The organism is Paenibacillus luteus, assembly GCF_006542765.1.
Taxonomy (GTDB): domain Bacteria; phylum Bacillota; class Bacilli; order Paenibacillales; family Paenibacillaceae; genus Pristimantibacillus; species Pristimantibacillus luteus.
Window position 1 is genome coordinate 64,255 of record NZ_SKCD01000005.1, and the last position, 15,809, is coordinate 80,063.

Sequence of the window (15,809 nt, forward strand, 5' to 3'; positions counted from 1 at the left end):
CGTTGCATCGCTATTTGGATAAAGTCATCCGTTGGAGCGAAATGGGGTTTACGCAAGTGCAGCATGTTTATGCCAAAGCAAAAAAGACAGCATATCTATGCTGTCCAAATATCCCTCTATGTTAGTTTGTTGGACAATGTGAATATATAAAAAAAGGCGTTCAGAGGGATGCTTGCTCACACACAAGCAGAGCCATACCCTAAACGCCTTAGCTTATTATTACTGCTGTTCCTCTCCGCCTGCATCCGAGACGTAAGTCAACCGTTCCCGTGCCGGTGTACGAGGCCGAGGCTTCGGAATCTTATCCTGATCAAAATAGCCTAGATGAAGCGTTCCGATAATTCTCTCACCTGGCTTCACGCCAGTAAGCCTGCAGAAATCGGGATCGAAATTATATTCATTTGTCTTCCACACGATGCCAATTCCCTGCTCCCAGGCCAACAGTTGTACGTTCTGAATTAGTGCTGAGCCTGCCCCCACAGCGTCTTCCCATTCCCTTTGCCTTGGATCAGCCTCTATGACAACAAGCAGATGGGCCTGCATTCGCTCGCAATAATCAAGTTGAAGCTTTTGTTCCCATCGTTCACGTTCTTCCCTGGAGAATGTATGCAGCACCGCATTTGCGAATTGCTTTCTTCCCGCTTCCATGAACAAAATAAATCTCCACGGCTCCTTGCGCGAATGCACGGGTGCCCATACAGCTGCTTCCAACAAATCAATAACCGCTTCTTTGGTCAGCTTCTTTTCATTAAACTGACGAATGGTTCTTCTTTCTCGAATAAGCTTCTCTATTGCTGATATTTCCATATCGATTGGTCCTCCCGTTGCATTCCCTTATTGGGTAAGCCAATTCACCGTTTCTTCAATAATTTTGCTTTGGCCGATTGGGCCTCCTGGTCCTTGGAACCATAAACCGTAATCAGCCATATAAACATGGTTGTTCTTAACGGCTTTCAGGCTTTTCCACACTGCAGTTTTCTCAATTTCACTTACCTCTGCCCCATCCGATGATAAAAGGATAATATGGTCAGGATCAATGGACGGCAATGCTTCTAAAGAGATAACCTTCATTGATTCAGACGGATCAGGTATAGAAGCGGGAGGCTGAAGAGCTAGATCATCATAAAGAACCTCATAGTTCCGTTTGCTATAGTAACGGACTTCTTTGTCGGATAGGCGCAGGAACATGACCGTCTCGTCCCCGATCGCTTGCTTGATCTTATCACGGCCTTCTGCTGCCTGTTTCTCATAGTCTGCGATAACCTGCTTGGCTTGTTCCGTCTTCTCCAGCATTTCGCCCAGTTTAAGCAGACTCGTTTTCATACGAATGACGCCCTGCTCATCCTTCACTTTCTCCGCAAACAAGGTAGGCGCAATTTTATTTAAATTCTCGAAAGCGTCACCCATGAAATCCTGACCAACTATAAGGTCTGGTTCTGCTGCTAATATACTTTCGAAATTGGGCTCCACTTGCCAACCCAAATTTTCTTTGCCTTGTAAACGATCAGACAGGTAAGTAGGAAATTCGTCGCTGCCCTCTCCATTGCTCGACGCCGCTTGTGGTACAATGCCAAGTGCAAGCAAATAATCAGTAGCGGCTGGGAATAAGGAAATAATATGCTGAGGCTCACCTTTAATAACGGTTTCTCCCCAGGCATGTTTAATTACTCGCTCCTGCACTGCTGGCTGCTCGCTTGGTTGTACAGAGGCAGTTGGTTTCGCTGTATTGTTCTGTCCATTCCCGTTTGCTGTCGTCGAATTCGGTGAGGATGAACAAGCAGACAATAGGAGTGTAAGACTAAGCAATAAAAGCATGGTGACGGATTGTTTCGATTTCATAGGTATGCGTAAATCTCCTTTTTGTATATATTGATAATGATTATCATCATTAATACGAATATAACCGCGAAGTTTACGCCTGACAATGGATAATTCTGATTTTACCATAGCATTATCCTGACTCACTGGCAGACTGAGCACATTCCCTCTGAAACGGCCAGGAGACAAGCCTATATGCTTTTTGAATAAGCGATTGAAATAGATTACATCCGGGATGCCTATACCATCGGCTATTTGCTGTAGGGATGCTTCCGTATGCAGCAACAGATCCTTCGCTTTATTCAATCGAATCCAAGTTAAATAAGCGATTAGACTGCTCCCCGTCTCTTTCTTAAACATTCTCGACAGATGTCCTGCGCTGCAGTCCAGAAGCTCAGCCAATGAATCAACCATAATCGGCAGAGCGTAATGTTCATGAAGATACCGAATCGCTTGAGCAACCAGATTGGGCTTGGCGGTTAGAATGACTTGCGTGTTCAACTGCTTCATCAATTCGTTTATAAATTGATAGAATAGCGTTTTCACCTGAAATTTCGCCAGCGCATCCGTCTGACCCCAATACTGATCTATTTTTTGGACTTTGTCGTATAAGCCGACGGGATGGCTAGGGGCAAAAGCATATTGAATATGAAATGGCAAATGCTGCTCTAACAGCGCCTGAAGCTCAAAACTGCTTGGCAAAGGCAAGTGTGCCCGGTAAAATATCAAATAATATTCAAAGCTGTCTTCCGCGAGGGTAATATCCAAACAGACTCCCTTGCCTCCATGCAAGATCTGCATCTTTTCAACCGCGTATGCGGTGCCGTCCAGCGTAACTGTCGCGCTGCCCCGTATCGTATATATAAACCCGCTGGCAGGCATTCGATAGGCATTTACTTGTTCGCCAGCGTACAACACCGTGTGCCGTACATCCCATATTTTGATCGAAGCCAGATTCCAAAGCTTAACATGCTCGTCTACGTACATCGTTTCACCTTCCACAAACCTTTATGTATGAAAAAACTAGCAAGGAATGCTTGCCTCTGCTCTAATCCTATTTTATCGATAATCTTTCTCAACTACAATATTGAACATGAATTGATTATATCAACAAGAATTACGCTCATCATTTTTAAAACTAATTCACGTTTCAAAAAAATAAGACAGCATATCGCTATGCTGTCCGATTATCTAGCTATTTTCCGCATAATAACAATACCCATACTCACTTCCAACACCTTTGAACGAGTATGCTATAATAGACTAACTAAGATTCAAGCGAGGTGTAGCCGATGAAATGGGACGAAATTACCGTTTTGCATCCGGGACGTTTTGTATTAGTGGAAGCAATCAAAGCAAGCTCCAATAATCGCGTGCGCCAACTGGAGGACATGTCGGTCGTTCAAGACTACGACAACCCACAGGAAGCGTGGAACGGGTATAAGCGTTTGCACAAGTTGCATCCGACACGAGAGCTGTACGTATTTCATACCAGCCGAAGCGATGTTGAGGTTGTTGAAGAATTCTTCTCAGGGGTAAGGCAACGGACATGAAAATAAAACTCCGGCATGGCTTGCCTATCATATCCTTAACTTTAACTCACAACAATCAATCGATTGTTTTACAAAATGTTCTATTTGATATGGGATGTGCTGCAACGGTTTTTGATACCGACGCACTTGCTACGATTGGCATTCATATTGACTTTATAAAAGGAAGAGCAAAGCGGATGTATGGGGTAGGGGGAACAAGCGAGATTTGCTATGAGCAGCAGATTCCTGGACTTCAAATTGAACAAATTGTCTTGGACGATTTTCCTATTCAGCTCGGGTCTTTACAAGAACCTTATGGCTTTGATGGGATACTCGGTTTTGATTTTATGATGAAAACCATGTGTAGAGTGGATTTCGAAACAATGAAAATTGAGTTTAATTAAACGCATCCCGCCGCTCATAGGTGTGTGTGTGTTTAAAAACACATATCATTAGAAATATGGTTGCGGACGGTCTTCTCGCCGATGGATAGTTGTTCTGCAATATCTCTTGTCGTTTTATCCTGTACCAACAGCTCGAACACCTCGCGTTCACGATGCATCAATAAAAACTTGCTCCTATGCTTGCTACCCTTCAATGTTTGTCACCATCGTCCAAATCGACGCTACCCTAAGAACAAAAAAATAAGACAGCATATCGCTATGCTGTCCGATTATCTAGCTATGTTAGATTTGTAATTCACCAAGCTTGATAAGCTCGACAACCGCTTGTGAACGACCTTTTACGTTCAGCTTTTGCATGACATTAGAAATATGGTTGCGGACGGTCTTCTCGCTGATGAATAGTTGCTGTGCAATATCTCTTGTTGTCTTATCCTGTACCAACAGCTCGAATACCTCGCGTTCACGATGCGTCAATAAAAACTTGCTCTTATGGTCGCTACCCTTCAATGTTTGTCACCCCTCCTTGCGCGGGTTTTTATGGTTTAACAAGGTTAAGGGATACAGTCAACTTATACTATGAAGGGGCGATACCATTGGTGCTGTTACGCGGAGAAAATGGGCGCTGCCCACCGCTTACATCTTAGCGTGGATAATCAAGCGGTGGGTCGGGTTTACGATCGGGTCGCAGGTGATTAAAGTGAGCAGTTTGTCTTTGTTATTGTAATTAAGCACGGATACATCGGTTGGCTCTACAATCGAGACTTTATAAACCGTGTAGGTATACGTTTGGTCTTTCGTTTCCACCACGATTTTATCGCCAACGGCTACTTCGCCGAGACGGTTAAACAGTCGGCCCTTAGCGCGCATCCGATGCCCAGCAATTGCGGCATTGCCTACCTCGCCGATCGCTGTCGTTTCCTTCAAATGGGCAGTGGCGGACTTCATGTTTTTCTGGGTCGCTCCCTCAACAACAGGCAGCTTAAGCTTTATTTTATCGATCTTTAAAGTAGCGATGGATGCAATCTTCTGCGCAACAGGAGCCGTAGTCGGCGCGTCTGTAGGTGTACTGACAACAGGCACATCCGTTGCTGCGGATTCCTCGTTAAACAGCTCTGTCAGCTGCTCATACTGCTGCTGAGCCTGCTGCTGGGCCGTTTCATCGAAGGTCGCATCTTCCCACTCCGCCATCAGCTTATCCTGCTGGCGGTTGTCATACCATTCGCTTGCTTTCGGATAAAGCAGAATAAGAAGGCCAATGACGACTAAGGTATAGGATAATATTCTCTTCATCTTTCCCGCCTTCCGCTAACTGCTCCCTGTCTGCGGCCTTTTCCCTGTAAACACCCATTTTTTGCTTCCATAAAAATTCAGCGCAACGGTAATGACCGTTACAATAAGTTTGGAGACGAGCTCGCTCAGTCCCCACCACTCGGTGAACGCAGCGAGAAGAACAAGCGTAATGCCAAGCAATATCCCATTCCAAACGATAAACCTGACACCCGTCTTGAACTGCTGTGGCTTTGAATCCTTTAAGTCATTTTTGCCCTTACCAAAGGTATATCGGCTGTTCAACACAAAGCTGTTAATCATACCGGCGCCGTATGCGATAACCTGTGCTGCCAAATAATAAGTCCCGGCCCATACTAGAAACGTAAACATAAAAAAATCAATCGCCGTGTTGAGCAGCCCAACCAGATTAAAGGTTATAAATTGGATCAAGAGCTTTCTGTAGGAACCTTTAGACATACTCCTTGATCCGATCCGAATCTTTGGAAGAATCTGTATGATTACCCTCAAGCTCCGAGAATCCTTGAACCTCCCGCACAATATAAAGCGGCCTGTTTTTGGATTCGTCATATATACGGCCAATATATTCGCCGATGATGCCCAGCAGGATAAGAATAATACCGTTGAATAGAAGATTCATTGCAACAATCGATGCCCATCCCGCAATCGTGCTTCCCGTAAACAGCTTCTGGAAAATAACGACCAGTAAATAAAGGAAACTCGTCATCGACAGCGTAAAGCCAATGTACGTTGCGATCTTTAGCGGCTTGTAGGAGAAGGAAGTGATTCCGTCAATGGCAAAGGCGATCATTTTCTTAAGCGGATACTTGGTTTCGCCGGCGAAGCGCTCCTCGCGCTCATATTCCACCATCGTCTGCCTGAATCCGATCCAGCTCACCAAGCCGCGCACGAAGCGGTTCTTCTCTTTCAAGCCGCGCAGCACGTCGCACACTTTCCGGTCAATGAGACGGAAATCTCCCGTATCGACGGGAATATCAACATTGGTCAGGCTGCGCAAGGTACGGTAAAACAGCTTGGCGGTCAGCTTCTTGAATACCGTCTCTCCCTTGCGCTTGAGCCGTTTTCCGTATACGACCTCATAGCCTTCCTTCCACTTCGCAATCATATCCAGAATCACCTCAGGCGGGTCCTGAAGGTCCGCGTCAATGACGACGATCGCATCGCCCTTGGCGTAATCCATCCCGGCGGAAATGGCAATTTGATGACCGAAATTACGAGAGAAATTCACAAGCCGGACGTTCGGATCAAAATCACAGATCATCGATATCAATTCTACTGTCCGGTCCTTGCTGCCATCATTGACAAATATAAGCTCATAGGGCTCATCGGCACTGTCCATCACAAGCTTCAAACGCTCATACGTATGCTCGATAACCTCTTCTTCGTTGTACATGGGAACGATTACGCTGTATTTCACTGCCACTTGTTTCATCCGAATGCCCCTTTCTTAAAATAACCAGCTTGGAAACCAGCGCAGAACATGCTCCACATACCAACTAGGCACGGTCATACCGGAAAGAGCGGGATAATAGAGAATAAACAATACGATCGAGCCCGCCAAGAAGAGATTTCGCACGCGACTGAAGCTTGGCTTTTTCTCTTCAATGACTTTAAACATATACACCAGACTCAAAATGATAAACGGCACCATTGCAAAATAATGATAAAGGAACGTCAAACGGGTAACTAGCATCCAAGGCACATACTGCGCGAGAAAAGCGATCCAAATGGTATACATCGCTTTGTCTTTCCGCTTGATACTTATCCATATGGTTGCCACCATTGCAAAAATGCCTGCCCACCAAATGAGTGGATTGCCCATCGCCACGATCGTCGATTTCATGCCTTCAGCCATGTTGTCGCCTGAATAATACCATACAGGTCTCTTCATGAATGGCCATTCCCACCATGAGGAGGAAAACGGATGCGTCGATACCAGGTTGCTGTGGTAACTAAACATATGCTTCTGATAATCAATAAAGCTCTTCACCGTATAGCCTTCATCCATGACAGTTAATACCGGGATGTAGGACAAGGCATAAATCGCGAGCGGAATGACAATATAGAAGACAAGACACACGGCGAGCGTAATCACCGTATAACGAGGGAATACGTTTACGATATGCTGGAGCCTGTCTTTGCTAAAGGCTGGGTCAGGCGTCTTGCCCTTGCGCAGCACACGCTTCGCGGCGGCATATTCCTTGTACCGATCAAATAAAGACAACCCTAGCATGACCGCTAGTCCTGCGCCTCCATACAACACGATCCACTTGGATGCGACGCCGACTCCGAAGAACAGGCCCGCAAGGAACAGCGGCAGCAGCGTTGTACTCAGCTTTACCCTGTAAAAGCTTAACGAATAATATTTGTGCATGAAATAGAACATCAGCATGATGAAGAATACGCCGTAAACATCAATGGTCGCTATTCTCGTTTGCGTAAAATGCATGAAATCCGCCGCGAACAACGCAGCTGCAAGTCCGGCATACAGGCTGCTCTTGAACAATCTTCTAGCCATCAAATACATCAAAGGCAGCATGGCTATTCCGAATAGCGTACCCGCGATGCGCCACCCGAACGGATTCAGCCCAAAGAGTTTGATTCCAATCGCGATAATGATTTTGCCAAGAGGCGGATGCGTATTCTCGTACGCTACGATATGCTCGATGTGCTCATAAGCCGTTCGCGCATGATAGATTTCATCGAAATAGGAACCGTTCATATAGGTCGCATCATATTTAACAAGCTGCTGCTCATCGAAGAGCAGCGAAACGCTGCCTCGCTTGGCTTCCCCTGCTTGCTCGTCATTGATACCGACGATCGAAAGTGGCGTTTTGTTGCCTTGCTCATAAATCGCCATTTCGTGCATCGAGAAGCCAGTCTGAACCGTGGTCAGCTTCACGAACCTTGCCTGCAGGGCAGCCGGCTGGGTATTCCAGGTAAAGACAGCCACATGGCTGCTGTCGACCTCCATGACATTATCCCAATCGGTGCCGTTTTGGCTGAATTCGTATTTGTATTTGCCGGTACCGACGCCGCCGAAGCTGTTGATCTTCTCAAGCTGCTTCACCCCGCCTAAGTCAACATAAAAGCTTTGGCCGACCGCCGCTGGCTGCCAGGCCGTTGTTGGTCCCTTCATCTCGCCCAGTTGAAATAGCGCTACGAACGCGTAAATTAGGGTCACTGCACCCATCCAAATCCAGTCTTTGCGCTCCAGACGCTTCTTCTCAGGCTTCACTCTAGAGACAGCTTCTACTTTATGGTCCGATAGGGCTTCGTTATCCGCCTGCTTAAGTTCTTCTTCCGTTACAGGCTTGATCAGAACAACTCTTCCGCGTACATATTTATCATATCCGATATAAAACATGTAAAGCATCAGACCAATATTTGCCAACGAACACAATAACACGATGCCGTTAAACGGCACATTCGTCGTCACTTTGCTGTAATCAAGCACATACGCGATATTAATATAAGTCGTTAAGCTGAATCCGAAAAACACCATCAGCATTCGGCGGTCGAGCGTCTGCAGGAATGCCAAAATCCCAAGCAGCAGCACCGGAAACAGATAACGCTCATGCATTTTAGTAACGCCCATAAATACGATAATGATAAGCACCATCGCGATAAAAAACACACGCTTAGGCGTATCCTTGTCTTGTTTGCGTAAGAAGAAATAAGCCGCCCCCGCTACTGCTGCGAGAATGAAAATGAATCCCCATTTCTGGAACTCGAACAGCAGCCATGTATCCGTAATCGGCTTCCAGTTCGCGTTGCTCAGCGCATAAAAGTTAAAGGCATTCAGGGTCGCATATGGGTACGAGGAGAGCGTCCCCTTGTACAAATTAAACAGTCCGGCGAGCCCGCCATTGCCCCAGAAGAACGGGAGCGCCAGCAAGATAAAGGTAGCAAAGCCATAGACCGCGCTGGTCGCCACCTGCTTCCATTCCTTGTGATGCCATACACGGTACAAGAGCCAGAGCAGCAGCACTGGCGTAAAGATGAACGCCTGCGGCTTAATTAGCGCCGCAATCGCGAACCATACAGAGGCTCGTGCAATTTTATTTTCCGCTAGCCCATGGATAGATAGGACAAGAACGAGCGCAAAGATCGAATCTACTTGTCCCCACGCGGCAGAATCAACGAGAACGGCCGGGTTGAACAAATAAAGCAGCGCAAGCGATAAGGCTACTGAATAGCCTGCTTTTTTCTTCCCGATTCGGAATACCATATACGCCGCTGCGAGATCGGCCAGCATCGCCGGCATTTTGAATAAAAGCATTGCCGCATTGGAGCCTGAATCCAATGACAGCATATTTTTGATGAGACCTAAAAGATAAAGGATATAAATATAGCCTGGCGGGTAATCTACGAACATGCCGGTATGGTAAAAGCCGGAAAGCCCTTGCTTCGCCGCTTGATCGGCCCAAGCCATGAACAAGGCAATATCATTGGCGTAGCCTTTGCTTGAAACGGCAATCCATAGCCTCACTACTAACGCCGCTACAAAAATAAGAACAAATATGACCTGATGCAAATGAGGCTTCTCATCGAGCCAGCCTCGCTCGCGGAGCAGTCTTCTGTAAATCAAAGCAAAAAACAAACTGAACAGCGCTGCGAATAGAACCAATGGGACAACTGAGACCGTTGTATCCGAAGGATCCGCGCCTTGGCCTGTCTCCGTAGCAACCAAACTGAATACCTCTGAGCCCGAAGGTGCCTTCGAAACCTTCTCTACGCTAACGTCATCGAAGTATGCTTTGCCTGTATTAATGCTGCCGTAGCCGCCAAGGCTGGCTCCGAATGTAATGCTCTTCTGGTCCTTGCCTGTTTTGGCGTAGAAGGAAATATAAGCCCACTTCCCACCCGTATCTTTCACTTCCGGATAGTTTACCGCAACGCCGTCCACAAAAAAATGCGCTCCTGCCGCATCCGGGCCGATCTGCTCGGTCTTTACGTAACCGGATAGCTTGTATGTAGATTTCGGTTTTACCGTAATCACCTGTGTCCAACGCGAATGGTTGGCTTCCTTATTTTCAAGCACCGCGGAATAGGTACCCGTATGCGCTTCGGTATTGTCGAGCGTGTACGAAGTGATATGCTCGTCCTTCAAATAAGCATCATGCTGCCAGTCTGCCGGAGCTCCCTCGGTCACGTTTTCAAAGCTGTCATTTTTCAATAGATTGCTTGCAGCATGACCGACAACCGCCGGCCATAGAAGGGTAAGGAGAAGGATGGTTATTGTAGCGCGACTAAACTTGTTTATCATCGTTCCGTTTTCCACCTCATATTCGAATAAAGTTGCCGATTTCTTTGCATTATCTAACTTAACTCTATGTGAAATTAAACGGATGGTCAATGAAAAAAACATTTTTTCATTGCTTTTGGAAGAACGCCAAAAAACGCTCTTGGACACAAGAAGAAACGGCATCGCCGTCCTCTGCCCGAGGAGGCTATCCGTTTCATGTAGAAATAGAGGATTATCCATTTGAATGAAAGGGTCTGAGTCCACCCTTCCCGTCTGCAATGCCGATGATTTCCGTAAGCTTTCTAATATCGGCAACAACGATATCCCCTTGCTCGCCAATGACGCCACCTGCGACGTAATTTTGGCCTGCGATGCTTGCGGTTCCCGCAACATGCTTGATGAAGTGCTCCGTATTCAGAATCGCATCAATCACGTAGGAGAAAGCAAGTCGGACATCGAGCCGGATGACGGTCAGTCCTCTTTGCCTTGCTGCGGCAATGCCATCCTCCTTGAGCGTCCCGATCCCGCCGTCCACGATAACCGCCTGCTTAGCCAGCAAATGAACTTCTGCCTCGCCTATGACCGGAAACCCTTGCGTAAATCCTACCAGAACCTGTGCATCCTTTACGCATAAAGACAGATCTGGTTCATTATAGACCCGGCCATGGCTATGCCTAGGCATGATTGTATTCAGCGCCTGCGCAATGAGTTCTCCTTTATCGTCTCTTCGGTTGATATGCACGCAAGCGCCCCTCTCCGCAAACGTGAGCGCCAGCTTTGAGCCCAGATTGCCCGCCCCGATGATCGACACTTTCCTTCCAGCCAACATCGGAGCGAGTTCATTAATCAAAAGATCGCAGGCCAGTGCAGTAATATCGTTCCCTTTAAAGGTTTTAATACCACTGAGGAATGCGCAGCCTCTGGCGACTGCAACAAAATCACCGGCTTCCTCTGTTTTTGCTTCTGCGTCAATGAAGATATAGTCTACTTTTCCGTCTGCGTATGCACAGATATCTCGCACATATTTCTGCTGGCCGATGATATAATAGCAAGCGACAAACCGCTCTGACTCCCTCTCGGGACCTCGCAGAAATGGGGGATTGTCATGCTTCGCCGTTGATCCGATAATCGCAATCGACAGCCGGTTGCTTTCTTTTGCTTTCCGTACACATTCATCGATCCCCGATTTCACAACGCATCGCCAGACTCATCACGGTCTGAGCCATACTTCCTGAGGAGGCTTCCGAGTATTTCCTTCACTTTGTCCGGCTCTTGAATAAGCGTCTCCTTGAGCTTAGAGATATCTGCTTGCAGCTGCCCTTCATCAATCATTCTCGGGGATGCGATAAAAATCCGGGGATGCTGGCTTGGCAAAATTTGCTCCTTCTCATAAAATAGCGATTCAGACAGCTTTTCACCCGGGCGCATGCCCGTGAACACGATTTTCATCTCCTTTTCAGGCTCATAACCCGCAAAGCGGATTAACGCCTTCGCAAGATCAACGATTTTGACCGGCTTGCCCATATCGAGCACGAAGATTTCCCCGCCCTTGGATAAGGCTCCCGCTTGCAGAACGAGATGAACCGCTTCGGGGATCGTCATAAAATAGCGGACCATTTCCGGGTGCGTCACCGTGACCGGTCCCCCTGCCGCAATTTGCTTCTTAAAGATCGGAATAACGCTGCCCCTGCTCTCCAATACATTGCCGAACCTTACGATAGAGAAGGTTGTCGCGCTGTGCTTAGACTTCATTTGTACGATCATTTCTGCCAGGCGCTTCGTCATCCCCATCACATTAACGGGTTCGACCGCTTTATCCGTGGAGATGCAGACAAAACGCTGAACGCCGCTTTTCACCGCCTGCTCCGCGACATTCATCGTGCCGAAAACATTGTTCCTCACTGCTGCGGACGGATTATTTTCCATGAGGGGAACATGCTTATGGGCGGCTGCATGGAATACGATTGACGGCTGGTGACGATGAAATACATGCTCCACCTCAATCGGATTCTGAATGTCTGCAATGACGCTAGTGATCCGCAGGGCCGGATATCGCTCTCTCATGATTCCCTCGATCAGATGAATGCTGTTCTCGCCGTGTCCCAGTAAAATAATGCTCTCAGGGGCGCACTTGGCTACTTGGTTGACGAGTTCGCCGCCTATGGAGCCGCCCGCTCCGGTAATCAGTACGATTTTACCTTTTATATAGCTCTGCGCATCAATTAACGAGTCATTAATCATTTCCCTGCCGAGAAGCTCTTTAACGTCGATTTCATTTACCTTGCCTCCGGCATGCCTGCCGAGCAGCATATCCTGCATGCGGGGCAATATCCTCACTTCGGCCGGCGTCTGCTTGCAGATAGAAGTGATCCGGCTCAGCTCCCCGCTTTCTGCCGACGGTATGGCGATCAAGATATCCGTAATACCATGTGTGCTGACGAGCCTAGGTATATCCGAAGTTTTCCCGAGTACCCTCACCCCATAAATCTCGTAGTTCTGCTTCTTATCATTATCATCAATAAAGCCGAAGGGAGATAATCCCGCAACGTCGTGTAGGAGTAGGTATTTTGCGGCAATGGTGCCCGCAGCGCCGGCTCCTACAATTAACGCCTTCTTCTTGGAAGGCTTCAAGGCCGATCTGTGCTCTTGCGGCTTCATGGCAGCAAGGCGAATGCCGCCAAGCAGTACCATAGAGGCTAAAGCAAGCACGATCAGCATGGACGGTGAGAAATGGTTTTCCGCAAAGAAAACGAGTAATACGGCATAAAGCGCAGTCGATAGCGTAATGGACTTTAACACGCCAAGCAGCTCCAATATGCCAGCATACTTCCACAAGGTTTTATAGGATTTACTAACAACCAGAAAGAAATAGCTCATCGCTATAAACGAGCCGGCAAGGACATAATCCACCGCATTCAGCGACCAAAGCGGCAGCCCGTCATAAATTAAGAAGAAAGCATATAGCCAGCTTCCGATAAGCAGCATGTTATCGATGATGGATAAGACCAGCATCCTTCTTCTATAGGTCATAAGCCACTCCACCCGCATTTCCAATTTGGACTTCCACAAGCGTCAGCTCAGTTAATGCGGCTGCGCTGGAAGCGATGCTAGAATCCATTTCCAGACAATCTCCGGGAGCAATGGTTTGCGGCATGCCTCCGATAATCGCTACGCCTTTGCCGGCTTGAACGGTCCAGATGACCCGGCTGCCTGGTTTTGACTCCCGCGTGTATTGCTCTCCGGTATGAACGACGACCTTTTTGACAAGCGTTTCCCTATCTTCGTCTAATTTGAACAAATCCAATATGCGGTACCAGCCCCACCGAAGCTCCTCATACATGAGCCTTTCGTCGATCGGCTGCATCATTTCTTTAATCCGGGGACTCGCTGCTTTATCCGCTACAAGAATGCCGTTTGGGCTTGCAGCTACAATGACATTGGACAAGCCAAGCACCGTAATCAAAATGTCTAATTCGTTCAGCACATGCGTATTGATCGAGTCCTCGCTAATCAGACCCCGTCCAATTAGGTTCGTGTCCATTTCTTCTGTTAAGGTGTTCCATGTGCCAAGGTCCTTCCAGCCGCTTTCATAAACGATTGCCCGGAGCTGCTGCGCCTTCTCCAGCACCTCATAGTCAAAGCTGCGTTTCGGCAGTTGAGTATACTGGCGGCTAAGCTCCTGATAGCTCACAGGAAAGGATCTAGCTTTCAGAAGCGTAAGCAAATAATGAAGCTTGAAGGCAAATATCCCGCAATTCCATAATGCTCCCGCTTCAATTAACCGCTCAGCCTCATCCTCAGAAGGCTTCTCCACGAACCGATCAATCACAATGCTGCTGGATAAACCATCCTGCGCGGCTGGATCGGAAACGATGTAGCCGTACTTTCCAGAAGGATAAGTTGGCTTGGAGCCAATGAGAGCAACCTCTGCATCGGTTTCGTTCAGAACGTGCTCGAGCTCCTTCACCTTGTCAAAAAAAACAGTGTCTACGTAGGGATCTACTGGCAGGACACACACAATTTCATCTTTATCCGCGCAAGCGATAGAGTTCAAATAAGCGGAAACGAGCGCAATGGCAGGAAAGGTGTCTCTTCGCTCCGGCTCGACGATGAGCGGGACATGATCGCCGATTTGATTTTTGATTAAATCCACCTGGGAGGAGCATGTTGCAATATAAGTGGAAGACGCGAGGCCTGCCTCCTGAAGCTGTCGCCAAACCCGCTGCACCATCGACTCCTTCTCGCCGTCTGCGCCTCTCAACACTTTTAAAAACTGCTTCGTCCGTGAGCCGTTCGAGAGCGGCCATAGTCGTTTCCCAGAGCCTCCCGAAAGTAAAATGATTTTCATTAGGCTCTCTCTCCTTTTATTGCCTCAAGGTCATCACTGACCATTTCCTTCACAAGGGCATACACATCGTATTTAGGCACCCAACCTAATATTTCCTTCGCTTTCTCTGGGCTTCCGAGCAGCAGTTCGACTTCCGTAGGGCGATAATATTTCGGATCAACCGCAACAACCTCCTTGCCAATCGGCAAGGCATACCGTGGATTGTGACTTGCCTTCACATAACCCACTTCGTTTTCCTTTTCCCCTTTAAAAGCGATATCCACGCCAATCTCGGCAAAGGCTAGCCGGACGAATTCCCTTACTTCCGTCGTTGAACCCGTGGCAATGACAAAGTCCTCCGGTTCCTCCTGCTGAAGGATCAGCCACATCGCTTCCACATAGTCCTTGGCATGCCCCCAGTCCCTTTGGGCATTTAGATTTCCGAGGTAGACCTTGTCTTGAAGACCATGCGCAATGCGGGCGACGGCCTTCGTAATCTTCCTGGATACGAAGGTTTCGCCGCGTAGAGGGCTCTCATGGTTAAAGAGGATGCCGTTAGTGGCAAACATAGCGTAGGCTTCACGGTAATTGACGGTTATCCAATAGGCATAAAGCTTGGCAACGGCATAGGGACTGCGGGGATAAAACGGTGTTTTCTCATGCTGAGGAATTTGCTGAACCAACCCATAAAGCTCGGAGGTCGATGCTTGATAGATTTTGGTGTGGTTGGTCAATCCAAGAATCCGGACAGCTTCCAGAATGCGAAGCGTGCCGATGCCATCCGCATTGGCCGTATACTCAGGCGTATCAAAGCTGACATGAACATGGCTCATCGCTGCTAGATTATAGATCTCATCCGGCCTGACTCTCTCAATAATGCGTACGAGATTCAATGAATCTGTCAGATCCCCGTAATGCAAAAAAAACGTTTTTTCATAGACATCAGCGTTATCAATCAATTGATTGATCCTTCCGGTATTCGGCAGAGAGCTTCTCCTCTGCAGCCCGTGTACGATATAACCCTTATCTAAAAGCAATTCAGCAAGGTATGCGCCGTCTTGTCCCGTAACCCCTGTTATTAATGCAATCTTCAATTCGTCTGCCCCTTCCCTATCATCACAATTACTATCATTGTATGTTCGACAGTGGAAATGGTATGGACATAGAGGAAG

General features: G+C 47.6%; 14 protein-coding genes. 2 read left to right on the forward strand and 12 right to left on the reverse strand.

Annotation, left to right across the window (positions count from 1 at the left end; translation table 11 throughout):
- Window positions 1-219: 219 nt before the first annotated feature.
- Window positions 220-807, reverse strand: coding sequence for a nitroreductase family protein (locus tag E0496_RS03705; protein ID WP_141500325.1), 588 nt, complete (start codon window positions 805-807; stop codon window positions 220-222).
- Window positions 808-834: 27 nt separating this feature from the next.
- A complete protein-coding gene (locus E0496_RS03710; protein WP_141500326.1) occupies window positions 835-2,805 on the reverse strand; it encodes an ABC transporter substrate-binding protein in 1,971 nt (656 codons plus the stop codon).
- A 305-nt stretch (window positions 2,806-3,110) separates the two neighbouring features.
- Between E0496_RS03710 and E0496_RS03715 the strand changes: the two genes are divergently transcribed.
- Together E0496_RS03715 and E0496_RS03720 are read left to right on the forward strand one after the other, a co-directional pair.
- Complete coding sequence (locus E0496_RS03715; RefSeq protein ID WP_141500327.1) at window positions 3,111-3,371, forward strand: hypothetical protein; 261 nt, start codon at window positions 3,111-3,113, stop codon at window positions 3,369-3,371.
- Window positions 3,368-3,754 (forward strand): aspartyl protease family protein, encoded by a 387-nt coding sequence (locus E0496_RS03720; RefSeq protein ID WP_141500328.1) that lies wholly within the window; start codon window positions 3,368-3,370, stop codon window positions 3,752-3,754. Before E0496_RS03715 ends, E0496_RS03720 begins: the two co-directional genes overlap by 4 nt.
- A gap of 32 nt (window positions 3,755-3,786) precedes the next feature.
- On the opposite strand, the gene E0496_RS03725 is transcribed toward E0496_RS03720, so the two are convergent.
- The 10 genes from E0496_RS03725 to gmd form a co-directional block, all read right to left on the reverse strand.
- Window positions 3,787-3,948 carry a LuxR C-terminal-related transcriptional regulator gene (locus E0496_RS03725; protein WP_141500329.1) on the reverse strand — a complete coding sequence of 54 codons (162 nt, stop codon included), beginning with the start codon at window positions 3,946-3,948 and terminating at the stop codon, window positions 3,787-3,789.
- Window positions 3,949-4,036: 88 nt separating this feature from the next.
- On the reverse strand, window positions 4,037-4,261 hold the full coding sequence (locus tag E0496_RS03730) for a helix-turn-helix domain-containing protein (protein ID WP_006040330.1): 225 nt from the start codon (window positions 4,259-4,261) through the stop codon (window positions 4,037-4,039).
- A gap of 126 nt (window positions 4,262-4,387) precedes the next feature.
- The gene (locus E0496_RS03735) at window positions 4,388-5,044 is read right to left on the reverse strand and encodes a class D sortase (RefSeq protein WP_141500330.1); all 657 of its coding nucleotides are present in this window, start codon (window positions 5,042-5,044) and stop codon (window positions 4,388-4,390) included.
- 15 nt (window positions 5,045-5,059) lie between these two features.
- Entirely contained in the window at window positions 5,060-5,500 is a 441-nt protein-coding gene (locus E0496_RS03740) for a GtrA family protein (RefSeq protein ID WP_161601297.1), read from the reverse strand.
- Window positions 5,493-6,494, reverse strand: coding sequence for a glycosyltransferase family 2 protein (locus E0496_RS03745; protein WP_141500332.1), 1,002 nt, complete (start codon window positions 6,492-6,494; stop codon window positions 5,493-5,495). The genes E0496_RS03740 and E0496_RS03745 overlap by 8 nt, the downstream gene beginning before the upstream one ends.
- A 15-nt stretch (window positions 6,495-6,509) precedes the next feature.
- The gene (locus E0496_RS03750) at window positions 6,510-10,331 is read right to left on the reverse strand and encodes a phospholipid carrier-dependent glycosyltransferase (protein WP_161601298.1); all 3,822 of its coding nucleotides are present in this window, start codon (window positions 10,329-10,331) and stop codon (window positions 6,510-6,512) included.
- Between the two features lie 211 nt (window positions 10,332-10,542).
- Window positions 10,543-11,502 (reverse strand): Rossmann-fold NAD(P)-binding domain-containing protein, encoded by a 960-nt coding sequence (locus E0496_RS35495; protein WP_161601299.1) that lies wholly within the window; start codon window positions 11,500-11,502, stop codon window positions 10,543-10,545.
- Entirely contained in the window at window positions 11,499-13,340 is a 1,842-nt protein-coding gene (locus E0496_RS03755; protein ID WP_141500334.1) for a polysaccharide biosynthesis protein, read from the reverse strand. The genes E0496_RS35495 and E0496_RS03755 overlap by 4 nt, the downstream gene beginning before the upstream one ends.
- Entirely contained in the window at window positions 13,330-14,658 is a 1,329-nt protein-coding gene (locus E0496_RS03760; protein ID WP_141500335.1) for a sugar phosphate nucleotidyltransferase, read from the reverse strand. Before E0496_RS03760 ends, E0496_RS03755 begins: the two co-directional genes overlap by 11 nt.
- On the reverse strand, window positions 14,658-15,731 hold the full coding sequence (gene gmd, locus E0496_RS03765; protein ID WP_141500336.1) for a GDP-mannose 4,6-dehydratase: 1,074 nt from the start codon (window positions 15,729-15,731) through the stop codon (window positions 14,658-14,660). The genes E0496_RS03760 and gmd overlap by 1 nt, the downstream gene beginning before the upstream one ends.
- Between the last annotated feature and the right edge of the window lie 78 nt (window positions 15,732-15,809).